This is a genomic window from Rhodococcus sp. NPDC060176 (assembly GCF_042728675.1).
Taxonomy (GTDB): Bacteria; Actinomycetota; Actinomycetes; order Mycobacteriales; family Mycobacteriaceae; genus Rhodococcus_F.
The window spans coordinates 328,910-351,232 of record NZ_JBHWYS010000004.1 but is presented as its reverse complement, the minus strand read 5'-3'; the positions used below and the strand labels follow the sequence as shown (position 1 = coordinate 351,232).

At 62.6% G+C, this 22,323-nt stretch carries 23 protein-coding genes; 7 read left to right on the top strand and 16 right to left on the bottom strand.

Annotation, left to right across the window (positions count from 1 at the left end; genetic code table 11):
• Positions 1-57: 57 nt before the first annotated feature.
• Together ACFWEM_RS21225 and ACFWEM_RS21220 are read left to right on the top strand one after the other, a co-directional pair.
• Positions 58-1,752: a bifunctional metallophosphatase/5'-nucleotidase gene (locus tag ACFWEM_RS21225; RefSeq protein ID WP_378536682.1), complete on the top strand. Its 1,695-nt coding sequence runs from the start codon at positions 58-60 to the stop codon at positions 1,750-1,752.
• Positions 1,753-1,789: 37 nt separating this feature from the next.
• On the top strand, positions 1,790-2,659 hold the full coding sequence (locus tag ACFWEM_RS21220; protein WP_378536677.1) for an MYG1 family protein: 870 nt from the start codon (positions 1,790-1,792) through the stop codon (positions 2,657-2,659).
• Positions 2,660-2,679: 20 nt separating this feature from the next.
• Here the strand turns inward: ACFWEM_RS21220 and ACFWEM_RS21215 are convergent, their stop codons facing one another.
• Positions 2,680-3,690, bottom strand: coding sequence for an alpha/beta hydrolase (locus ACFWEM_RS21215; protein ID WP_378536674.1), 1,011 nt, complete (start codon positions 3,688-3,690; stop codon positions 2,680-2,682).
• 399 nt (positions 3,691-4,089) lie between these two features.
• On the opposite strand from ACFWEM_RS21215, the gene ACFWEM_RS21210 reads away from it, so the two are divergent.
• From ACFWEM_RS21210 to ACFWEM_RS21195, 4 genes are all read left to right on the top strand, one after another.
• On the top strand, positions 4,090-4,710 hold the full coding sequence (locus ACFWEM_RS21210; protein WP_378536672.1) for a LysE family translocator: 621 nt from the start codon (positions 4,090-4,092) through the stop codon (positions 4,708-4,710).
• A 25-nt stretch (positions 4,711-4,735) separates the two neighbouring features.
• Positions 4,736-5,140: a DUF4259 domain-containing protein gene (locus tag ACFWEM_RS21205; protein WP_378536669.1), complete on the top strand. Its 405-nt coding sequence runs from the start codon at positions 4,736-4,738 to the stop codon at positions 5,138-5,140.
• A gap of 160 nt (positions 5,141-5,300) precedes the next feature.
• Positions 5,301-6,509 (top strand): aspartate transaminase, encoded by a 1,209-nt coding sequence (locus ACFWEM_RS21200; protein ID WP_007731694.1) that lies wholly within the window; start codon positions 5,301-5,303, stop codon positions 6,507-6,509.
• A gap of 25 nt (positions 6,510-6,534) precedes the next feature.
• Positions 6,535-7,203: a 4-carboxy-4-hydroxy-2-oxoadipate aldolase/oxaloacetate decarboxylase gene (locus ACFWEM_RS21195; protein WP_007731695.1), complete on the top strand. Its 669-nt coding sequence runs from the start codon at positions 6,535-6,537 to the stop codon at positions 7,201-7,203.
• Between the two features lie 59 nt (positions 7,204-7,262).
• Here the strand turns inward: ACFWEM_RS21195 and ACFWEM_RS21190 are convergent, their stop codons facing one another.
• The 6 genes from ACFWEM_RS21190 to ACFWEM_RS21165 form a co-directional block, all read right to left on the bottom strand.
• On the bottom strand, positions 7,263-8,306 hold the full coding sequence (locus tag ACFWEM_RS21190) for an L-idonate 5-dehydrogenase (protein ID WP_378536666.1): 1,044 nt from the start codon (positions 8,304-8,306) through the stop codon (positions 7,263-7,265).
• A gap of 11 nt (positions 8,307-8,317) precedes the next feature.
• The gene (locus ACFWEM_RS21185; protein WP_007731698.1) at positions 8,318-9,073 is read right to left on the bottom strand and encodes an SDR family oxidoreductase; all 756 of its coding nucleotides are present in this window, start codon (positions 9,071-9,073) and stop codon (positions 8,318-8,320) included.
• A gap of 95 nt (positions 9,074-9,168) precedes the next feature.
• Positions 9,169-10,503 carry an MFS transporter gene (locus tag ACFWEM_RS21180; protein ID WP_047271513.1) on the bottom strand — a complete coding sequence of 445 codons (1,335 nt, stop codon included), beginning with the start codon at positions 10,501-10,503 and terminating at the stop codon, positions 9,169-9,171.
• Positions 10,500-11,573, bottom strand: a complete 1,074-nt coding sequence (locus ACFWEM_RS21175) for a biotin-dependent carboxyltransferase family protein (protein WP_007731701.1) — start codon at positions 11,571-11,573, stop codon at positions 10,500-10,502. The genes ACFWEM_RS21180 and ACFWEM_RS21175 overlap by 4 nt, the downstream gene beginning before the upstream one ends.
• Entirely contained in the window at positions 11,566-12,273 is a 708-nt protein-coding gene (locus tag ACFWEM_RS21170) for an allophanate hydrolase subunit 1 (protein ID WP_378536664.1), read from the bottom strand. The genes ACFWEM_RS21175 and ACFWEM_RS21170 overlap by 8 nt, the downstream gene beginning before the upstream one ends.
• The gene (locus ACFWEM_RS21165) at positions 12,270-13,073 is read right to left on the bottom strand and encodes a LamB/YcsF family protein (RefSeq protein ID WP_054827080.1); all 804 of its coding nucleotides are present in this window, start codon (positions 13,071-13,073) and stop codon (positions 12,270-12,272) included. The genes ACFWEM_RS21170 and ACFWEM_RS21165 overlap by 4 nt, the downstream gene beginning before the upstream one ends.
• A gap of 191 nt (positions 13,074-13,264) precedes the next feature.
• Between ACFWEM_RS21165 and nac the strand changes: the two genes are divergently transcribed.
• Entirely contained in the window at positions 13,265-14,188 is a 924-nt protein-coding gene (nac, locus tag ACFWEM_RS21160) for a nitrogen assimilation transcriptional regulator NAC (protein WP_030535780.1), read from the top strand.
• Here the strand turns inward: nac and ACFWEM_RS21155 are convergent.
• From ACFWEM_RS21155 to ACFWEM_RS21115, 9 genes are all read right to left on the bottom strand, one after another.
• On the bottom strand, positions 14,182-15,108 hold the full coding sequence (locus ACFWEM_RS21155) for a D-isomer specific 2-hydroxyacid dehydrogenase family protein (protein WP_007731707.1): 927 nt from the start codon (positions 15,106-15,108) through the stop codon (positions 14,182-14,184). The genes nac and ACFWEM_RS21155 overlap by 7 nt on opposite strands.
• Before the next feature lie 45 nt (positions 15,109-15,153).
• Positions 15,154-15,936, bottom strand: a complete 783-nt coding sequence (locus tag ACFWEM_RS21150) for an SDR family oxidoreductase (protein WP_007731708.1) — start codon at positions 15,934-15,936, stop codon at positions 15,154-15,156.
• A complete protein-coding gene (locus ACFWEM_RS21145; protein WP_064442978.1) occupies positions 15,933-16,454 on the bottom strand; it encodes a gluconokinase in 522 nt (173 codons plus the stop codon). The genes ACFWEM_RS21150 and ACFWEM_RS21145 overlap by 4 nt, the downstream gene beginning before the upstream one ends.
• 104 nt (positions 16,455-16,558) lie before the next feature.
• A complete protein-coding gene (yut, locus tag ACFWEM_RS21140; RefSeq protein WP_378536661.1) occupies positions 16,559-17,602 on the bottom strand; it encodes an urea transporter in 1,044 nt (347 codons plus the stop codon).
• A gap of 34 nt (positions 17,603-17,636) precedes the next feature.
• On the bottom strand, positions 17,637-18,584 hold the full coding sequence (locus tag ACFWEM_RS21135) for an urease accessory protein UreD (protein WP_378536659.1): 948 nt from the start codon (positions 18,582-18,584) through the stop codon (positions 17,637-17,639).
• Positions 18,581-19,222 (bottom strand): urease accessory protein UreG, encoded by a 642-nt coding sequence (ureG, locus tag ACFWEM_RS21130; protein ID WP_003943822.1) that lies wholly within the window; start codon positions 19,220-19,222, stop codon positions 18,581-18,583. The genes ACFWEM_RS21135 and ureG overlap by 4 nt, the downstream gene beginning before the upstream one ends.
• A gap of 10 nt (positions 19,223-19,232) precedes the next feature.
• The gene (locus ACFWEM_RS21125) at positions 19,233-19,946 is read right to left on the bottom strand and encodes an urease accessory protein UreF (RefSeq protein WP_378536657.1); all 714 of its coding nucleotides are present in this window, start codon (positions 19,944-19,946) and stop codon (positions 19,233-19,235) included.
• Positions 19,930-20,517 carry an urease accessory protein UreE gene (ureE, locus tag ACFWEM_RS21120; protein ID WP_037131214.1) on the bottom strand — a complete coding sequence of 196 codons (588 nt, stop codon included), beginning with the start codon at positions 20,515-20,517 and terminating at the stop codon, positions 19,930-19,932. Before ureE ends, ACFWEM_RS21125 begins: the two co-directional genes overlap by 17 nt.
• A 69-nt stretch (positions 20,518-20,586) precedes the next feature.
• Complete coding sequence (locus ACFWEM_RS21115; RefSeq protein ID WP_003943847.1) at positions 20,587-22,305, bottom strand: urease subunit alpha; 1,719 nt, start codon at positions 22,303-22,305, stop codon at positions 20,587-20,589.
• Between the last annotated feature and the right edge of the window lie 18 nt (positions 22,306-22,323).

Sequence of the window (22,323 nt, the reverse complement as noted above, 5' to 3'; positions counted from 1 at the left end):
GGCGGACGGGCACACTCAGGGAGGTTCGAGGGCGGTCCGAGTGAGGGAGCACGACGCATGACGCGACGCATGACACGAACGTGTGCCGTGCTCGCAACGACCCTTCTCGCCACCACCGCGACCTCCCTGAGTGGCGTCGCCACTGCCCAGTCGCAGGACACGGTGTCGGTCCGCTTGTTGGCCTTCAACGATCTGCACGGCAGCCTCCGCCCGCCGGAAGGTGTTCGCAGCGAGATCAGGCAGGCCGACGGCTCGCTCACTCCCGCAGGTGGCGCGGCGTATCTCGCTGCTTACGTGACGCAACTTCGCAGCCAAGCCACCAACTCGCTGCTGTATTCGGTCGGTGACAACTGGGGATCGTCGGCGCTCGAGTCGGCGATGTTCAACGACGAACCGACGGTCGAACTCCTGAACCGGATGAAGATCGACGCTTCCGCGATCGGCAACCACGAACTGGACAAAGGGCTAGCCGAGTTCCGCCGCATGCAATCCGGTGGTTGCTCCGCCGTCGACGCATGCACGTTCAGCCCGTCCTTCGACGGCGCCAACTTCCCACTGATGGCCGCGAACATGACGTACACCAACGGCACTCCGGCCACATTGCCCTTCACCGTGAACATGGTCGACGGCATTCCGCTCGGAGTCATCGCGATATCCCCCGCCAACACCTCGCAGATCGTCACACCGGGCGGGATCGCCGATTTGCAGTTCGGCGACGAGGTCGAAGCGATCAACCGCACGGCCGACGTCCTCGACTTCTTCGGTGTCAAAGCCATCACCGTCCTTCTGCACCGTGGGGACGAACCAGCCGTCGAAGGTGGACCCAACGACTGCAACGTCGAGTCCGGCCCGGCCCGCGACATCGCCTTACGCGCATCACCCAAGGTGGACGTCATCTTCACCGCCGACAGCCACCAGCAGTACAACTGCGAATTCCCTGATCCCGCAGGCAATCCCAGAGTCGTGATGCAGGGCGCTTCGCACGGCCGGATCGTGTCCGTCGCAGACGTCACCATCGATCGCAACACACGCGAGGTCGTTCGCGATCAGACGTCCGCGTTCAATCAGATAGTGACACACGATATTTCGCCGGATCCCGATATTCAGGCTCTCGCCGACCGGGCCTGGTCGGAGGCGTCGGAAAGCGCTCAGCGGCCGGTGGGGACCATTACCGCCGATCTGACACGAGACCGGGTACCCAGCGGCGAATCCACACTCGGCAACCTGGTCGCCGACGCTCAACTCGCGGCCGGATCGACACGAGGCGCTCAACTCGCGTTGACGAACCCCGGCGGCATGCGCGAAGACTTGGACTTCGGCACTTCCGGCCAGATCACCTATCGCCAGGCTTACAGTGCGCAACCCTTCGGCAACAGCCTCGAGGTGCTCTCCGTCACAGGAGCGGTCCTGAAGGACGCCCTCGAACAGCAATTCCAGATCGACGTCGACGGCACCGGTACCGAGCGCATCCTCTCACCGTCCGCGGGCTTCACCTACACCCTGGACCGGCGGGCAGCCCCGGGTGCGCGTATCTCGGAAATGCGCCTGAACGGGCAGGACATCGCACCCGACGCCGTCTACAGCGTCGTGGTGAACAAGTTCCTCGCCGAGGGCGGAGACGGCTTCACCGCACTGAAGAACTCCACCCAGATGACCGGTGCGGGCAACGACCTCGACGCCTTGACCGCCCTGTTCGCAGCCGGGTCACCGGTCTCGCCGCCAGCCACCGACCGCATCCGCACCATCGGCTGAATAGGCATCCCCGCGCTCGATTGCCTAGTCTCGACGGGTGATCATCGCGACCCATAACGGCAAGTTCCACGCAGACGACGTCTTCGGCGTATCGCTGCTCAAGCAGCTGTACCCCGACGCCACCGTCGTTCGCAGCCGTGACGAGGACGTCCTCGACAGCGCGGACATCGTGCTCGACGTCGGCGGTCGCTACAACCCGGCCGAAGGCCGCTTCGACCACCACCAGCGTGATGCCGGCGAGCGCAGCAACGGCATTCTGTACTCCGCCTTCGGCCTGCTCTGGCAGGACTACGGCCTGAAGTTCTGCGGAGGCGACGCGTCCGTCTTCCGACGGATCGACAGCCGACTGGTCGAGGGCATCGACGCCGTCGACAACGGCCAGGAGATCTACACCCTCAACGATTTCGGCACCAAGCCTTTTGATCTGTCGTCGGTATTGGACCTGTTCAACCCCATCTCGTCCACCGACGAGGAGTTCGACACCCAGTTCGAGCTGGCCGTAGTTCTCGCAACTCAGGTCTTGATTCGCCTGCGCGCCAAGTACGCCGGCGACGCGGCAGCCGAACGCGAGTTCACCGAGACCTACGAGAAGGCAACGGATCCGCGCTTCGTCGTGTTGGAACGTTTCGTTCCCCACGGCCGCGCCGCATCGGCCCAACCGGAACTGCTGTTCACGATCTTCCCGAATACCAACGGCGGCTGGTCGATTCAGACAGTGAAGCCCGCCGACTCCAAGTTCGGTTCACGAAAGCTGTTGCCGGAGCAGTGGCGCGGCCTCAACGGTTCGGATCTTGCCGCCGAGACGGGCGTCGACAGTTCGGTGTTCTGCCACAAGGCCGGGTTCATCGCAGCTGCACAGACCCGTGACGGTGCCCTCCAATTGCTCGAACTGGCACTGGCCGAGTAGTTCTCAGCTCACATTCCAGTTCACATTCCCAGGGCCGTCTTCACCGTCGGCCAGGAATCGTGAAGCGCGTCTTGCCAGTACGGCCATGAATGCGTGCCGTCGTTCCGATACGCGAACACTGCGGGAATCGACAGTTCCCCCAACTTCGCTTCGAACAGTTGTGTACAGGTGTTCGCGAGCGCCTCGAGAGGTCCGCCTTCGATGGCTGTCTGCAGTCCGCTCGGGGTGAAGATGTTGTCGTATTCTCCGGGCGCACCCGTGCCCGAGGAAACGTAGATCGTCTTCCCACGCAGCGTTTCCGCGTTGGTGGACGGGTCATGCTTTTGCCAGTCGGGATCCGAGACCGGGCCCCACATGTTGGTGGCGTCGCCGGCCTTGCTGGCCACGGTGAGCCGCACGGAATCCTGCGAGGACGACTCGGAGTTGTCGAGACAGCCACTGTACGAAGCTAATCCGGTGTAGAGCTTCGGGTGATGTGTGATGAGGTTGGCCGCACCGAGTGCACCCATGGACACCCCACCGACCACGTTCGTCCCGTTTCCGGAGAACGCCGAATCGATCAATGCCGGAAGCTCCTCGGCGAGAAACGATTCCCACTTGTTCACACCGAGATTCGGATCGTCGTTCTTCCAGTTGGTATAGAAACTGCCGGTACCGCCCACGGGGAGAGCGACGTTCACGTTCTTGTCGGCGAAAAATGTTTCGATGTCGGTCTTCTGGGTCCAGGTGCTCTCCGAGTATCCGGATTCCGAACCGGCACTGACACCGTCGAGTAGGTAGAAGGACGGACGCGAACCGGCGCTCGACGCGGGATGCAGAACCTGCACTTGCACCTCGCGTCGCATAGCCGGCGAATCGACGAACACGGCACTGCGAGTGGGCGACAACCGCTCTATGCGATTGATGTGAGCCCCGGTCTGACCGGCCAGATCTCCTGGTGGGTTTTCAGGCGAAGGTTCGGCATACGCCACTCCGCCCACAACAAGCGCGAGCACAACCAACACAATCCCGACAAACCCAAATCTCCGCATCCGTCAAGCGCCCCCTGAGCATCGCACGACTATCGCTAACCCTTGATTGGACAGGACGAACGTCCCGGGGTCAACCCACTGGTTGGGATTTATTACTCGCGGGTATCCAATGGAGTTGGACAGTTCTCCACCGATGCACACACAGGTGTGGATAACTTCATTCACATCCACTTCCCAGTTGTGCATAACCTGTGGACAAAAGGATGAATTACAACGGAGTCATTCCTCCTACCTGCAACGATCCGTTTCCCCACAGTGTGCATAACTTTGTCGAACGGGGCTCGCGAGACGCCGGTTTCCGGGCGTGTCCACGCAGTTCACACCGCCGCGCCATTCTTTGTTCACAGGCACGACACCACCGGCCGACAACGCGCCCCACCCCGACTTCATACTTGTTGCATGCTGACCGCTCTGCTCGCCGCCACAGCTGTGCTCGCCCTACTGACTCTGGTCCCGGGGCCGGACATGGCCGTCGTGACGCAGGCTGCGCTCGGCGCCGGAAGATCCGCCGGATTCCGGGTAGCGGCCGGCATAGTCTCCGGCCTCCTCGTGTGGGGGCTGCTGACCGTCCTCGGGCTGTCGGCGATCCTGGCCGCATCCGCCGAGGCTTACACCGTCGTCAAGCTCGCGGGCGCCGCCTATCTGATCTATCTCGGGGTACGAGCACTGTGGGAGAGTCGGTCTTCGCGCATGCAACACGATGTCGGCACTCCACGGTCGCAGAAAGCCGGAACGTGGAAGACGGGCTTCACCACCAACCTGCTCAACCCCAAGATCGCCGTCTTCTACACCGGACTGTTGCCACAGTTGGTTCCGGCCGGATGGCCCACAGGACCGTCGCTTGCACTGCTGGTGCTCATCCACGCAGCCATCACCATCGTGTGGCTCAGCGGCTACGTCGTCCTTCTCTCGCGGGCACGTAGCACCTTCGAGAAGCCCCGAGTGCGACAGGCACTGGAGCGCATAACCGGAACAGTTCTTCTAGGATTCGGAGCGAAGATCGCGCTCGAAGCGCGCTGAGACCGCAATCGGAAAAGAGCAGACAGTGGGCGCGTGGGGATCGGGACCGTTCGAGAACGACGGTGCAGGGGATTTGATCGTGTCCATCGGGCACGGTGATTTCACCTTCGAATCGGTGGAGTGGGCATTCGAAGACGACTACCTCGAGGTCGACGGCGGCCAAATCGCCGTCGCCTTGCTCGAATTGGTGCTGATCGTGCGCGCCGATCGCAAGCGCGACCCTGCCGCCCAAGACCTCGATCTCGACTCCTTCACCTCGGCCCTGACCAGTGAACGGCTCACCTGGCTGATCGAAATGGTGGAGCGCACCATCGCATCGACCGATTCGGAACTGTTCGAACTGTGGGACGAGCAGGGACCGGAAGAGCTTGCTTCGTGGCGCGTTCCCGTCGTGGACGGTCTCGAGGATCTGCGCGTTCTGTCGGTCTGATTCCGTCGCCGCTCCATCACGTTTGCTTATCGGGCCACAACGGTTCGGTCTTGGTCAGATGCCCTGGTAGGACCCTATGGTCGAACGGATCACCGAGTGAGAACTGTGGCTCGTCGACGACGGGAATCCACGCTCACCCCGGACCCAGGAGCAGACCATCATGGCGACTTTCGTTCCGGCTGCGCGCGTCGACAGAATCAGGGAGTCGCCGAGTGTGGCTGCCGCACAACGAGTGCGCGAGCTGAAGGCCCAGGGCCGTGAAATACTCGACCTGACCGTCGGGGAGCCCGATTTCGACACACCCGACAACATCAAGTCTGCGGCGATCACTGCGATCAACACGGGTCAGACCAAGTACACCGCAGTCAACGGCATCCCGGCTCTACGCGAGGCAATCGCAGCACGCGCGGCTTCGCGAACCGGAATCCAGTACGCGGACAACCAGATCACCGTCGGCGGCGGCGCGAAACAGGTCATCTTCCTCGCTCTCATGGCGACGGTCGAAGCCGGCGTCGAGGTTATCGTTCCCGCCCCTTACTGGGTTTCGTACCCGGATATGGTCCTCGCTCACGACGGAACTCCGGTGATCGTTCAGTGCGAGGAGTCCGACAACTTTCTTCTCACAGCCGAAGCACTATCCGCTGCAATCACTTCGAACACCAAGTGGGTCATCCTCAATGCCCCGGGCAACCCCACCGGATCTGTGTACACCCGCGAGCAGCTGCAGGCCCTCGCCGAAGTGATCGAGGCCAATCCCCATGTCAGTGTGTTGGTGGACGAGATCTACGACGAGATCAACTTCGGCGACGCTCCGATCCCGAGTCTGCTGCAGGTCGCTCCGCACCTCCGTGATCAGGTACTGGTCACCAACGGAGTCTCCAAGTCTCATGCCATGACCGGGTGGCGACTCGGATACGGACTCGGAAATTCCGGATTGATCGGCGCCGTCAACAAACTGCAGGGTCAGAGTTCTTCCTGCCCGTCCTCGATCAGCCAGGCCGCAGCCGTGGAAGCCCTTACCGGCGACCAGAGTTTCCTCACCGAATCCGTACGAAGTTACCGACGACGACGCGACCTCTCGGCTCACCTCCTCAGTGTTGTCCCCGGGCTCGAGCCCGTCGTACCGCAGGGCGCGTTCTACCTGTTCGTCAACTGTGCCGGCTTGATCGGCAAGCAGACCCCGGATGGCACCGTGATCGAGTCCGACCAGGATCTCGTCCTCTATCTCCTCGACGAGGCGTCGGTTGCCACCATTCAGGGTTCGGCTTACGGCGCATCGCCGTACTTCCGTATCTCCTTCGCCACCTCCGAGGCCGTCCTCGAAAAGGCCGCGGCACAGATCGCCGCGGCAGTCGAACGCCTTTCCTGATCTTTCATACTTTCTGGAGTACAAGATGATTCACGTCAAGACGAAAATTGATCGCGCGGACAAGGACCTGATTGCCGAACTGGGGACGTTCTCCGCGGCCACGATTCACGAGGCACAGGGACGTAAGGGGTCGCTGCATCCGGCGATCAAACCGATCGACCGCGATATGAAGTTCTGCGGCTCCGCCTTCACAGTCAAGTGCCATCCCCGTGACAACCTCATGCTGCAGGTTGCGATCAGCTACGCACAGCCGGGTGACGTCCTGATCGTCTCTTCAGGTGATCAAGCCGCCGGCCAGTTCGGCGATGTCCTCGCCAATGCCTGTGTTGCGCGCGGCATTACCGCACTGGTCACCGACGGCGGAGTGCGCGATACCCGGGAGATCCGCGAACTCGGATTCCCCGTCTTCTCCAAGCACGTGTACATCGAGGGAACCGTCAAGGAATCTCTCGGCCCGATCAACCATCCCCTGGTCTTCGGAGAACAGGTCATTTATCCCGGTGACGTCGTCAAGGGTGACTGCGACGGCGTTGTCGTGGTCCGCCGCGAGGAGGTTGCCGAGGCAATCGAACTCTCGCGTGCCCGTGACGAAGCCGAAGCCGGGTACATCGAGCGTTACAAGCGGGGCGAGACCCCACTCGAGGTGAGCAATCTGACTGCCCTGCTGGAAGCCAAGGGCCTGGTGGTCGAATAACCTGCTGTGCGCCTTTATTAACCGCCCGCGGTTAATAAAGGCGCACAGGGTCGAAGGACTCAGAACCGCAACAGCACCTTCCCCGACACCGAAGCATCCTTGGCGACTGCGAAGGCTTCCAGAGCTTCCTCGACCGGATATTCGTGTGTGAGAACAGCATCGACAGCAAGCGAACCGTCGGCGAGGGCGAGCAGCACCTCGTCGATTTCGTCGTTGAAGCGGAATGAGCCCACCAACTCCAACTCTCTCGTGATCGCCAGCGAAATGTGTACCGGTTGAGCTCCGGACGGAAGAAGCCCGAGCATGACCACCCGTCCACCGCGCGTCGCCCCGCGAATAGCGGATTCGAGCCCGCGATGATTGCCGGTGCACTCGACGACCACGTCGGCATCGGATGCGGCGACTGCCTCGGCGTCGGTGGCCTCGAGAACCCGATCCGCACCGAGCGTCGACGCGATCTGCAGCGGAACGTCGTGCACGTCGACCGCGGTGATCGACTGCGCGCCTGCTCGTCTGAGCACAGCCACGACCAGTGCGCCGATGGGCCCGCAGCCGACGACCAGCGCCTTCTTCGCGCGTACGTCTCCCGCTCGCGAAACAGCGTGCCAGGCAACGCTTGCCGGTTCGGCTACCGACGCAGTCCGCAGGTCCAACCCCTCGGGCAGTTCCCGGAGCATGCGCGTCGGGAGCACTGCGTATTTCACGAAGGCGCCCTCGGTGTGTGGGTACTGCGCTGCACTTCCCAGGTATGTGCAGCAGGGCGAGAGGTTGGGCCGATCGCTCGGGAACCGAGGCGCGGTCCCACCGGGCGTTGCGGGGTGTACGGCCACGGAAGTTCCAACTGCCGGCCCCGTTCCGTCCGCCGCGGCCGTCACGACCGTGCCGACCACCTCGTGACCGAGCAGCATCGGTGCCTTCAGAATCGACTCCCCCGCCGCGCCGTGCGTCCAGTAGTGCAGATCTGATCCACACACACCGCCGTAAGCGATCTCGATCACTGCCTGCTCGGCGGTCGGCGCAGTCAACGCAACATGCTCGACCCGCAGGTCACCTGCCGCATGGGCCACCACTCCGAGCGTCGTTTCCGGTAGTACAAAACTCATGATGCGCTCTCTCAGTCGTTGCGACGGATGAAGTCGAGGCCACCGGGCACCTGGAAGGTGGGGAGCACCTCGATGAGACCAAGATTGACGTGACCAGGGGCGTCGATCGCGAACTCGATGGTATCCGCGATGTCCTTGGTAGTGATGGATTCGTAGCCTTCGTAGAAGGTCTCCCACGCTTCCTTCATGGCTTCGGGCGTGCCGCCGAGGTTGCGACCGAAGATCTCGGTCTCGACCCGGCCGGGGCAGATCTCGGTCACTCGAATCCGCTTGCCGATGCAGTCGTTTCGCAGCTGGCGCGAAATCTGGTGCACCGCAGCCTTGGTCGCGTGGTAGGCAGTGTGGCCGTAGAAGTTGTACAGGCCGGCGATGGAGCTGATGTTGACGACATGACCTAGATCGCGCTCCACCATTCCCGGCAGCAGAATGCGGCACAGGTGCAGCACCGCACGAAGATTCACGTCCACCATCGCGTCGACCGATGCTTCTTCGGCGTCGAGAATGTTTCCGGTTGCGGACACCCCCGCGTTGTTGACGAGGATGTCGATCTCCAGTCCGCCGACAGCTTCGGCGAGCGCGGCGGTGTCGGTGATGTCCACGGGCAGAGGGATCATTCCGGTGCGATCGGCAACCTCACCGAGCTTGTCGGCATTGCGGGCGACGCCGTAGACCGTCAGTCCGCGCTTGGTGAACATCTCGGTGACGGCGGCACCCATTCCGGTGTTGGCGCCGGTGACGAGAGCTGTGCGGTAATCGGAGAAAGGCATTGTGTGCTCCTACAGGAAGAAATTGGTATGACCCGGCGGCCGCCGCGGACTGCAGGCGGCCACCGGGCCGGATCAGGAGTGACTCACGCGAGAAGTCACAGAGTGTCGCGTAGCGGAACGTGGGCGCGATCGGTGATGGTGCTGACCGCGATCAGCGTGCCGATTGCAGTGATGACCGCGTAGAAGGCGGGAACGTAGATACCGAATTCGGGGATCAACCAGGTCATCAACAACGGTGCGGTACCACCGAAGAGTGCGGACGAGATGTTGTAACCCAAACCGTAGGCGGAGTAGCGAACCCGCGTGGGGAACAGTTCGACGATCAGGATGTGGATGACGGCTGTGTGCCCGGCGAAGATCACTGCCATGAGGCAGGCACCGAGAACGGCGAGGCCGACGTTGCCGGTCACGATCATGGCATAGCAGGGGATCGCTCCGATCGCCATTGCCGCAGCTGCACCGGCGATGACCTTCTTGCGGCCGATCCGGTCGGAGAGAGCACCCATGAACGGAATCGCGAAGCAGATCGCGACCAGGCTGGATGCGGTGACGAGAAGCGCTGTCCCGGTCGAGAATCCGATCTGATCGCCTTTGAGGAACGTGGGCATGTACGAGAACAGAACGTAGTAGCCCGAACCATTCATCAAGGGGATGAACAGGGCGAGGATCATGGCGCGACGGTGTTCGGGAGTGGAGAATGCTTCCTTGAGCGGATTGCGCGACAAACCGCCGGATTCCTTGAGCCGCTCGAAGTTCGGGGTATCGGAGATCGCGCGGCGGATGTACCAGCCGATGATTCCCATCGGAATGGCCATGAGGAACGGGATGCGCCACGCCCACGATGCGAGTCCGCCGCCGTTGATCGCGTCGGCGTTGAGCCACGGCGACATGGCAAACGCGATCATCGTTCCGGTCAGCAGGGCGAGGAACGACGCGATCTGCGCGTAGCTCGTGATCAAGCCGCGCTTGCCTTCCGGTGCGTGTTCGGCGAGGAACGTCATGGCGCCGGCAGCTTCACCACCGACGGAGAATCCCTGCACGATCCGCAGAAAGATCAGCAGTGCCGGTGCCGCGATACCGATGGCCGCGTAGGTGGGCAGCAAGCCGATACCGGCGGTCGCCACGCTGATCAGCATGATGACGAACACCAGCATCTTCTGTCGACCGATCCGGTCGCCGAGGATGCCGCAGACCACCGCGCCGAGGGGCCGAACGAAGAACGAGACCGCGTAGCCGGCGAACACCAGCATCAGCGCGTCGCTCGACTTCGATACGTCGAAGAACACGATGGCCAGTGCCGTCGCCATGAACGCGAAGACACCGTTGTCGTAGAGCTCGACGAAGATGCCGACGCAGCCCGCTGCGACGACTTTCCGGACCTTGCGCGGGTCGGCTACCTGGCCGTCTACCGCTTCGATGGTGTTGGTCATGCTGTCTCCAAAATAGACGCGCGGCGCGGAGCGCTCGCGGGGCGTGTGGTGCCGACGTGGCTCGGTACTCGGGCTTCCGAGGTGTGAAGAGGTATCCGGAGGGTGGTGAATACGTTCTCCACACGCCGCCTCAGCAAGGCGATGCGGTGCTGCTGTTCGCGGTGCTCTGCAACCGCCGTTGCGACGCTGCAGTTCCGGAATCGGACGCGGTGCCCGGGTCGGGCCTGTCCCAGCTGTGAGAGTGAAACGGTGGTGACGACTGCCAGCACCGGATAACCGGCGGTGACGCCTCTACCTCGATGCAGGACCAGAAGTTCGTTGCCAGCGGGTACTTCGACGGCACCGATGGGGACGCCGCGCGAGAGGACCTCGCCGGTGCCGGTGCGCTGTGGGAGCGGCTGCTCATCGGTAGATGCCAGCCGAAGCCCGATGTGATTGCTCTGATCGCCCACCACGAATTCGGTGCCGAACAGCGCGGCTGCACTCTCCCCGAAGTCGTCGATGTCGGGGCCGTCGGTCACGTCGAGCGTCCACACGTTGCCGAAGGATGGTCGGTCGGGCAACAACCGGAACAGCGGTAGCCGGAAGACCGGGTGGTCGATCGGCGGGCAGTCGGTGTCGACGACCAGCGTCTCCCCCGCGGTCAAGTGACGGCCGAATCCGAGGACCTGGTCGGGAGCGCAGCTGCCCAGGAGGTAGTCGGCCGTCAGCTCTCCGTGGACGGCGACGTAGACGCGCAATCCGTCGTGGATTCCGGTTACGGCAAGCCGCTGACCGGCTCGCCAGACGATCGGTTCCCACTGCGGTTGCCGATGTCCGTCCACGGTCACCGTTGCGGGTGCACCCGTGACGGCGATCAGCAGATCCGTGGACGCCGACGCTGAAAAGTCGAGGGCCGTCAACTCCAGTAGCGGGGCCTCGCGCCTACTACCCACCAACGCGTTGGCGATCTCCGCGCTGATCTGGTCGGCTGCGCCGCCCGTCGCCTGACCGAACTGTGACGCCGATCCACGCCCCAAATCCTGGACGGAGCTGATTCCGGGAGTCAGGACGGTGACGGTCTCAGCCATGGGGATCACCCCCTAAGGGCAGGAGCGAGCGTCCGTCGAAGTCGTCCCAGCGATCGGCGTCGATCGCACGGAAGACGAACAGATCGCCCGGGCGGTAGGCAGAAATCTGCTCCGACGCCGGATCGACCAAGATGAGCGGGGTCCGGCCGATCACTGCCCAACCGCCGGGCGCAGGCCTGGCCGAAACGACTGCCTGACGTCCGGCCACCGCAACGGAACCGGCCGCGACGTGCGGTCGCGGGCTCGATCGGCGCGGGATGGGAAGGCCGAACGCCGGGCCGTCGAGCATCGGGGCGCCGCCGGGTGAGCCGTAGCAACGCATGACCAACGGGGCTGCGGAGTGAAGGCGCACCACTTCGGCTTCGGTGACGCCGAGGAACCGCGCTGTCTCACCCAGGTCCGGGCCGTGTTCGCCCCCGTAGACGACGGGGATCTCGAACGTCCTAGGTTCACCTTCCAGTGGTCGGGGGATAGTCGTTGCTTCGCGAACCAGGCCGCGGACGGCGTCGTGGTCGGTGAGGAGGTTGTCGAACTCGACCAGCAGGGCGTCGTATGTCGGGATGACGCTGACGATGCCGTCGGCACCGAGATCGAAACGTGCAGCGATCGATCGAACGGTGTTCCAGTTCTGCTCGGCGGTCCCGCCGCTGACACTGACGCGAACGGCGGCGTCACCGCAGTCGGCGACGTAGGTCTTCACGCGGGACACCCGACATCACGGGCCCGCCGTGACGCCACGACCCGGGTCAGCGGCGCAATGGTGACACCGGCGGCCTCGAGCGCGGCGCGAATCGCCTTCGCGTTCGCGACGGCACCGGGGTTGTCACCGTGCACGAGGACCGTATCGGCGACAACCGGGATCAACGTGCCGTCCACAGCTTCGACGACTTCCTCGACCACCATCCGAACGGTCCGCTCGACCAGAACGTCGACGTCGTGAATCACCGCTCCCGGCTCGCTGCGGGGCACGAGAGTTCCGTCGGAGTTGTATGCGCGATCCGCGATTCCGACGATGCCGACGCTCAATCCGCGGGCAGTCGCCTCGTCGGCCAACGCCCCGTCCTGGGCGAGCACGATCAACGACGGATCGAAGGCCGCGACCGCATCGACGACGGCGCGCGCGTAATCCTGGCGTACGGCAACAAGATTCCCGAGCTTGCCGTGGGGAGCGATGTGCGACAACGACGTTCCGTTCGCGACCGCAAAGGCGTGAAGGGCGCCGAGTTGGAACAGCACGTCGGTTCGGACCTCGTTCTCACTGAGATCCATCGCGCGACGTCCGAATCCGGCGAGGTCCGGAAAACTCGGATGCGCGCCGATGCCGATACCGCGCGATACGCACCCCCGCACGGTCGCATCCATGGTTCGTGGATCGCCTGCATGGAATCCGCAAGCGATGTTGGCCGAAGTCAGCGTGTCGAGCAGAGCATCGTCGGCGCCCATGGTCCACGTGCCGAAACCTTCGCCGAGATCGGCGACAAGATCGATGCTGGTTGCCATTTCGGTCCTTCCGGTTCGTTTACTTGTTCGTACGGGCGCCGTTGCCCGTGGTTGGTCCGACTGTCGAAGTTCTGTGTGTCGACTTCGGTGTTTCTGGGACGCTACTCAGGAACGCCAAAGGGTTGTTAATACCGTTTCGCGTTGGGGTGATCGGAATTCGATATGTCCGTTGAGCTGGTAGTTTGCACAGCATGGACACGAGAAGGCTCTACTCGTTCGTACGAATTGTCGATGCCGGCAGCATCACCCGAGCCGCCGACATCCTGCACATCGCACAACCCGCCCTGAGCCAACAGATGACGTCGCTGGAAACGCAGTTCGGTCAGCAACTTCTGATCCGCAGCAAACAGGGTGTCGAGCCGACCGATGCGGGGCACGCACTCTATCGGCATGCTCAGGTGATTCTGCGTCAGGTGGAGAGTGCTCAGGCCGAGGTGTCCGTGGTCGGACGGGCGCTGGCGGGTGGCGTCTCGGTCGGCCTCGCCCCGTACAGCACCGCGACGGCAATCGCCTTGCCGCTCTTGGCCCGTGTGCGCGAGCAGCACCCGAATATCTTGTTGCACATCAACGAGAACTTCGGTGGCGTGCTCAGCGAAGCGATGATGACCGGTCGCATGGATCTGGCGTTGTTGTACGACGCCGGCCCGATCAAGGGTGTGACGTTCGAACGCTTGCTCACCGAGGAGCTGGTGGTGGTTGCGCCGTTCGGTACCGGACTGGCAGGCGAATCGGGATCCGACATCTCCCTGCCCGAGATCGCCGAACTGCCACTATTGCTTCCGGGTCGGATGCACACCATCCGCAAGGTGGTGGAGCAGGCTTTCGACCGTGCAGAGCAGCAACCGAACGTCGTGGCCGAAGTGGAATCGGTGATGACGCTGTCCGAGGCCGTACGCACCGGATTGGGTGCGACGGTTCTGCCGTGGTCGGTGGCCCGCAGGGTCATGGACGTCGAAGCGCTCGAGCTACGACGCATCGAGCCGGGCATCGAAGTGCATGTCTCCCTTGGCACCCCGGCCAATCAGCCTCTCTCCAAACCGGCCGAGGCGGTGCGCGATGTTCTGCGCACCGTCGTTGCCGATTACGTGAAGGGAACCAACGCGAGCGGTCAGTAGCCCGCCGACGGATCGATCACGGCGGCGAGGTCCTCACCTGCGGCGAACCGGGCGACGTTGGCTGCAACGTGATCTGCCAGGACGCGGGTAAGCGTCGTAGCCGGGTTGGCGACGTGTGGAGTGATGATCGCGTTGGGCAGCTTCCACAACCGATGCCCGTCCGGCAACGGCTCGGGATCGGTGACGTCCAGTGCCGCCCCGCCGATCGAACCGGCTTCCAGTGCGTCGACCAATGCGTCCGTGTCGACGAGGGTGCCACGCGCGATGTTCACGATCCAGCTCGACTCCGACATCTGGTCCAGTTCGGCCTTGCCGACCAGATGCCGCGTCGCGGATGTCGACGGTGCTGCGATCACGAAGTGATCTGCCTTGGACCAGATTTCGCCGGTGCGGTCGGCCGAGAGCGTTTCGGAAGCACCCTCGACAGGGGTCCCGGAGCGGGTGATCGCGATGACCTTGACTTTGGACGCGGCGAGGTACGGGATCAACGCACGGCCGATTCCGCCGCAACCGATGATCGCCACTGTCGAGCCCTGCAAAGTGCCCACCCGCGGGTCGAACTCTTCCTTGCGCCACGATTGCGCCGCCAATTGTTCGGGGAGAGAACGAACTCCAGCGAGGAGAAGCATCATCGTATGTTCGGCAACATTGCCCGCGTACGCTCCGGCAGCGGACGTCCAGACCCGCTTGTCGTCGATCACCCCGGCGTCGAACCAGGGCTCGATGCCGGCGAACGGCAACTGCACCCAGCGAACCGAATCGGGTAGCGACGACGGGAACGTCTCCGGTCCGTGTACCCACACGACGCCCTCGGCGTCTGCCAGTGGAACGAGAACTCCACCGGCTCGGCGTATTCCGTCGGCGACGTGAGGATCCTCGACGGGACCGAGGTGGATGCGAGGGGCGCTGGCGTCTGTCATGTGGGTGCTTTCTGTTCGAGTAGCGGACGATCTAACAGCGGACAATCAGACGACGGCCGTCATTCCGCCGTCGACGTAGAGGATCTGACCGTTGACGAAATCCGAAGCCGGGGAGGCCAAGAACAGTAGCGACCCGATCAGCTCCTCGGTACGGCCCCAACGTCCGGCGGGTGTCCGCTTGGCGAGCCACGCGGTGAACTCCGGATCGTTGACCAGCGCAGAGGTCAGTTCGGTGTCGAAGTATCCCGGTGCGATCGCGTTGATCTGCAAACCGAAGGGTGCCCAGTCGGCGCACATTCCGCGGGTGAGCATCTTGAGCCCGCCCTTGCTGGCCGCGTACGGTGCGATTCCCGCTCGGCCGAGCTCGCTCTGCACCGAGCAGATGTTGACGATCTTCCCGTGTCCGCGCTCGACCATGCCGCGGGCGAATTCACGTCCGACGTAGAACGCACTGGTCAGGTTGGTGTCCATGACACGCCGGAAGTCGTCGTCGCCGAACTCGAGAAGCGGGGCGCGGTGCTGCACGCCGGTGTTGTTGACAACGATCTCGACCGGGCCGACCTCCGCCTCGATGCGTGTCGCCGCATCCCGGACGGCGGCCGAATCGGTGACGTCGAACGCGTATGCGTGCACCGTTGCGCCGGTCGCGTCGGCGATGCGTCGACGCTCGGCTTCGAGCACGTCGGAATTTCGGCTGTTGAGCACCACCACCGCACCCGCCTCGGCGAGACCAGTCGCGAGGGCCGAGCCGATGCCTCGGCTCGAACCCGTCACCAGCGCGACCTTCCCGGATATGTCGAACGGGCCGGGGCTTGCGGTGCTACTCACGCTGTGACGCTCCTCTGAGATGTATGGATGTAGTCGACTGCCTCGCCCACCAGTGTGCTCGGTTCGGAGACGACATTCAGCGTGATGCCGCGCTCGTCGTCTGTAAGCGGTTCGAGAGCCTCGAACTGGGAGATGAGCAGACTCTCCGGCATGAAGTGCCCGGCGCGGGAACGCATACGTGCGGAGATAGTCTCGAAATCACCGGCCAGGTGGACGAACTGCACGTCGAGACCGTCCGGGCGCAACCGGCCCCGATAGTCCTTTCGCAGAGCCGAACAGGCAACGACGCCTGTTCGTCCCGCATCGGCACGCTCGGAAAGCCAGGCCGCGATCGCGTCGAGCCACGGCACGCGATCTTCGTCGGTCAACGGTGTCCCCGAACGCATCTTGGCGACATTGGACTCGGGATGCAGATCGTCACCGTCGACGAAGTCTGCCCCGAGAGACGTGGCGAGACCCACTGCCACGGTGCTCTTTCCAGCACCGGCCACACCCATCACAACTACCTGCACGGTCATGCTTCGACCATGCCCGACTACCGAAGGCCAGACAATACTCGAGTGATACCGGTTCGCGAGGGTGCCATAGCGGAACGATCTAGGAACTTCTGCGCGTTCGAGCCCTATCCGTTCGCCTTCGCGATCGAGTCCTTGCCCTCGGCCGCTCCACCCTCGATGGTGTCGTGCTGGACAGGAACGAACTTCTTCTTCGGCAACAGGAACAGCCACGTCGCGAAGACGAACGGACCGGTGCCCGCCGGCAGACCGATCGGAGCGAAGGCAGATACCAGGGTGCCGTGGATGACAACAGTCACCAGCACTCCGAAGACCGTGTAGACGAACACGCGCCACGACGGGTTGTAGAACACCGAGCCCAGGGCGATTGCCGTCAGCACCGAACTGAGCCCGTAGAGACCATTGCCGATGTCGACGGTGTTGGCGCCCAGCGCGAGTACCGAACCCATTGCTATCGCCGAACCCATGAGCGCGAACACCGCCGCCCAACGCGACGCGACCAGCAGCGCGATCACGAAGATGATTCCGGTAATGGTGTTGTTGATCAGGAATATCTGGGAGACGTTGCGGAACAGCGTGTCCCACAGAAAGCTGAAGGTGATGTCGGCATGGGCCGACGCGTCCCCGATGTGCTGAGGAAACTGGCCCGCGCTGAGGTCCGACGTTTCGATCCGAAGAAATTGGAATGCTGCCAGGAGAAAGAACCAGTTGACGAGGTTGAACGGAAAGGTCAGCGCCGGTACGCCCCAGGTCTTGAAGACATTGGCGACAGCCAGGAACGCGATGGTCGACGCAGCAGCTCCCACCACGAGGTAGATCCACAGCATCACGCCACCGGCAAGGAACGTCGGAAAGGCAGCTCCCACAAGAATTCCGTTGTAGCCATACAGGCCGATACGCATCGAATCGTCGTCGGAGTGCAGCATCATGCCGGTGACGGTGGACACCACCAGACCCACCACGGCACCGATTGCGACGGTGATCGTGTCCGCGGCTATCGCGCCCCAGAAGATGCCGACCAGAAACAGCAGGCCGGTCAGCGCATTGCCCTGGAACATCACCTGTCCGGAGCCTTTGAGATTCGTGTCGATGAATCTGAGCACGACGTTCTTGTCCGCGACGTCGTCCCAGGGTTTGGTGATGGTGGTCATCGCACGTCCCTCGATCCATATCCGGCGATCCGCGTCATCCCCAGAGTGGGACGGGCGGAATGGTGGTGTCCAGAACTGCCTTTCGTACCAGAGCCCAGAAATCACGAACCTTCGCCTTGACGGGTTCGCTCTCGGGACCGAGGACTTTGAAGATGAGACCGGCGTCGTTCGGTAGCCGACTAGCTCCGGAAACGACCTTGCCGTCACGGCCCGGAACTATCTCCTCGAGAATGGCGTCGGCGTGCTCCTTCGGTGTCAGCAGGATGACATTGCCGAACACGTCGTGGTCACCCATGATTCCGCCGTATCGCACGGGGAAGCGTGCCGGTTCGATCACCAACTTCTCGGTGAAGAGATTCTTCCCGTCCGGACGCTTCGCCTTGATCAATGTGGAGTACAGGTCGTAGACGAATATCTCTCCGCCGTCGTGATACTTGCGACCCGGCATCACGATCTCCGAGAACAACAGCGTTGCAGTCGGATCCACCGTGATGTCGGTGCGCGCGTAATACCTCGCGTTACGGTGTGGGATCGTCACTCCCGGCATCAGTTCGAGATACGAATTCTCCGCGAGCACCACTTTCTGGAGTTGTGACGCGTGATTGGCATCCATCCGGTGGACTTTCGTGGCTGACTGAGTGGTTACGTGCGCGAGGGAACCCGGCTCCATCTCGATCGTCAGGAACAGCCGATCGCCTTGCAACACACTGCCGGACGTCGAGATCATGTAGACGCACGGCATGGTCGGCAACGCCTCGTCCCAGTACAGCGCCTGCTGAACGAGCAACGGTGTCTTGCGATACATGTCCCGCAGGATCGTCTTGTCGCCGCGGTCGACAAATCGCATCTCGAGAACGCCGGTCTTACCGACCTTGCCGGCCGGCGCCTGCTTCGGCTGGTCCTGGTATTGATCGAGTTCCGGGATGGTCGGGATCGGCCCCGGGAGCGACCGCGATGCTCCCGGGACGGGCGGTGCACTCACGGTACGCTCGCTCCCACTTCCTCTTCGTCGAAGAGGACTCCGTGCACGATGAGGTCCACCACTTCCTTGATGCCTTCCCCGGTCATGCAATTGGTGAAGACAAACGGCTTGTCGCCGCGCATTCCCTTGGAGTCGCGATCCATGACGCCGAGATCGGCGTTGACGTACGGTGCGAGGTCGGTCTTGTTGATGACCAGGATGTCGGACTGCGAGATTCCCGGACCGTTCTTGCGCGGAATCTTGTCGCCTGCGGCCACATCGATGACGTAGATGAAGAAGTCGACGAGAGCCGGACTGAATGTCAGAGTCAGATTGTCGCCGCCACTCTCGATGAACACCACGTCGGTGTCGGGGAACGTCTTCTCCATGTCCTCGACCGCCGCGAGATTCATACTCGGGTCTTCGCGGACGGCGGTGTGTGGGCAGGCACCCGTCTCGACACCGACGATACGTTCTTCCACGAGAACACCTTTGAGAGCCTTGCGCACATGCTTGGCATCTTCGGTGGTGACCACGTCGTTGGTGATGATCAGAACGCTGGTGCCCCGCTTGATGAACTCCGGTGTGATCGCCTCGATGAGCGCGGTCTTACCCGAACCCACGGGTCCGCCGATTCCGATGCGCGTTGTCTTCTTCATCGTTCTCCTTCTAGTTCATGAACATTCGGACGTGCGCCTTGACGTGAACGGCAGCCAGAATGTCGATCATCGGGGCGAAATTGGACATGTCGTCGAGTCCGTAGTCACGCACTGCGGCGTACTCACGGCCGGTAGTCTGATTGACCTCGAACAGAATCTCCTGTGTCGCGAGGTGATCGACTCGGACGATGCGAAGGGCAGCGCCGAGCAACGTCATCGCGACACCGTACTGATTGACCGTGAAAGCGTCCTCTTCCGGAGAACCCATCTCCGCGAACGCAATTCCGAGGCCGACGGGGTAGGTACCCGGCGTCTCCCCCGATGCGATCGCGGCCAACCACTTGTTGAACAGGGTCTCACCGGCCAAGCGCCCACCGAGTTCGGCCAATTTCTTACCCATGCGGGTACTCATCGTGCGTGCTTCTTCGTTGAGTTTGCGTTCGATCACTGCATGATCGGCCGCGAGGATCGCCGAGAAATCACCGGCTGCCGCACCCCGGTGCGCCGCGAGTACGGCGATACCGTCGCACGTCGCGCCCTGATGGGTGGCCGAGAGCACAAACTCCCGCAGCGACGGACCACCCGTGACAATTCCTTGCGTCACGGCCGATTCCAAACCGTTGGAGAACGAGAAGGAGCCGACCGGGAACATGGAATCGGAAAACTGCATCATCCGCATCGCGCGGTTAATGCTGAGCCCAGATCCCTCAGACGAGAGGGTCATGGGTATGCCCCTCGCCCTCACGCGCGGCCGCACCGAACAAACGGCGTGCCTCGTGTGGAGCGATGTAGGGAATGACCTCGGCGCCCGGGATGAAGGTGTACTCGATGCCCTCGAAAGCATGTGTCCGCATCACCGAGCCCATGACTGCCTTGTCGACGGTCAACGGAACATAGACCTTCATTCCCTTCACCACCGCAGGCCAGTGCTGGTTACCCACGGCATGTCCCAACTCCAAGCACGTCTGAATCATCTTCTCGGGCGTGACGTCGACCAGTGCGCTCAGGTCGATCTCCAACACGTCCTTGAGGTTGATCCTGGCCACGACCACGGTGTTCGCCGGCTCGTCCCACAGCAGAATGTCGCCGTCCTGCAACTGAATACCCCGATCGAGAGAAACGGCCAGTTCACGGCCACCGATCGTGGTGCGTCGCAATCGACTCTTCTGTGCTTCCCACTGATCGAGCGACAAGACGTCCACTACAGCCTTTTCGAGTCGACCGGCCCACTCCTCGTCGGTCTCCTTCCCGAGAAGCGCGTCGACTCGCGTCGGCTTGCCGCTCGGCGCTGTCATCTCGCCGTGCGTGTGTGGCGCCGCATCGGCGCCGTGCGTGTGTGTGATTGTTCCCGACACTGGAGACCCCTAACTGAAGAAGTAAAGTTGGTTCAAGCGAATGGATTCGGCGGGTTCGACGTACGCATGGACGCCGTCCGCAGTCACCGCGAAGGTCTCCGGGTCCACCTTGATTTCCGGAGTAGCCGAGTTACGAACCAGATCACGCTTGGTGACCGTCCTCGTGCCCTCGACGGCGACAACCTGACGTTCGAGTCCGAGTCGATCCTTGATGCCGTCGTCGAGCGCCGCTCGCGAGACGAACGAGACCGAACTCTGCGGCAACGCCTTGCCGAATCCACCGAACATCGGCCGGTAGATCACCGGTTGTGGTGTCGGGAGCGACGCATTCGGATCTCCCATGGCGTGCCAGCTGATCAGACCGTTCTTGATGATCGTCTTCGGCTTCGCGCCGAAGAATGCGGGCTCCCAGAGAACAAGATCCGCCATCTTCCCGACACCGATCGACCCGACCACATGCGAAAGACCGAACGTCAACGCTGGATTGATCGTGACCTTCGCGACGTAGCGCAACACGCGGAAGTTGTCGTGTGTCGGCGAATCCTCGGGCAGCTTGCCGCGGGACCGCTTCATGCAGTCCGCTGTTTGGATCGCGCGAAGCCAGTTTTCTCCAACCCGGCCCATCGCCTGTGAGTCACTCGAGAACATCGAGATGACGCCCATGTCCTGCAGTACGTTCTCGGCACCGATCGTCTCGGCGCGAACGCGAGACTCGGCAAACGAAACATCCGAGGGCACTTTGGGATTGAGGTTGTGACAGACCATGATCATGTCGAAGAGCTCGGCCTGAGTGTTGATGCCGTACGGCAACGTCGGATTGGTCGACGCCGGAAGTACGTTGTCCTCGCCCGTCACTCGCAGGATGTCGGGTGCGTGCCCGCCGCCCGCACCCTCGCTGTGATAGGTGTGAATCGTACGGCCTTCGAAGGCCGCGATGGTGTCCTCGACGTATCCGGCCTCATTGAGAGTATCCGTGTGAATGGCGACCTGAACGTCCATTTCGTCTGCCACCCGCAGAGACTCACGAATCGTAGCCGGTGTCGCACCCCAGTCCTCGTGGACCTTCAGACCGGCCGCACCGGCCTTGATCTGTTCGACCAGCGACTGATGCCCGGACGAGTTGCCCTTGCCCAACATGCAGACGTTGACCGGCAAACCCTCGTTGGCCTTGAGCATCATCTCCATGTTCCAGATACCGGAAGTGATGGTGGTGCCGTTGGTTCCGTCGGTCGGGCCGATGCCGCCACCGATCAGCGTCGTCACTCCCCCACTGAGGGCGTGGTACGCCTGCTGTGGTGACACGAGGTGCACGTGTGGATCGATGCCGGCGGCAGTGAGGATCATCTGCTCACCGGAAATCGCGTCGGTCGCCGGGCCGGTGGTCAGCCCCGGGGTGACGCCTTCCATCGTGCTGGAGTTTCCCGCCTTGCCCCAGCCGACGATCTTGCCGTCCTTGATTCCCACGTCTGCCTTGACGACACCGATGGTTGCATCGACGATGACCACGTTGGTGATCACGAGGTCGAGGGCACCGTCGATGCTGCACGACTCCGGATCCTGGCCCATGCCGTCGCGCAGCGTCTTGCCGCCGCCGTAGATCGACTCGTCTCCGATGGTTCGAAGATCTTCCTCGACCTCGATGTACAGGTCGGTATTACCCAGTCTGATCTGGTCACCCGTGGTGACCCCGAACAGACCCGAATACTCTTGTCTCGAAATGCTTGTCATGGGTGTTGCTCTCCTTCG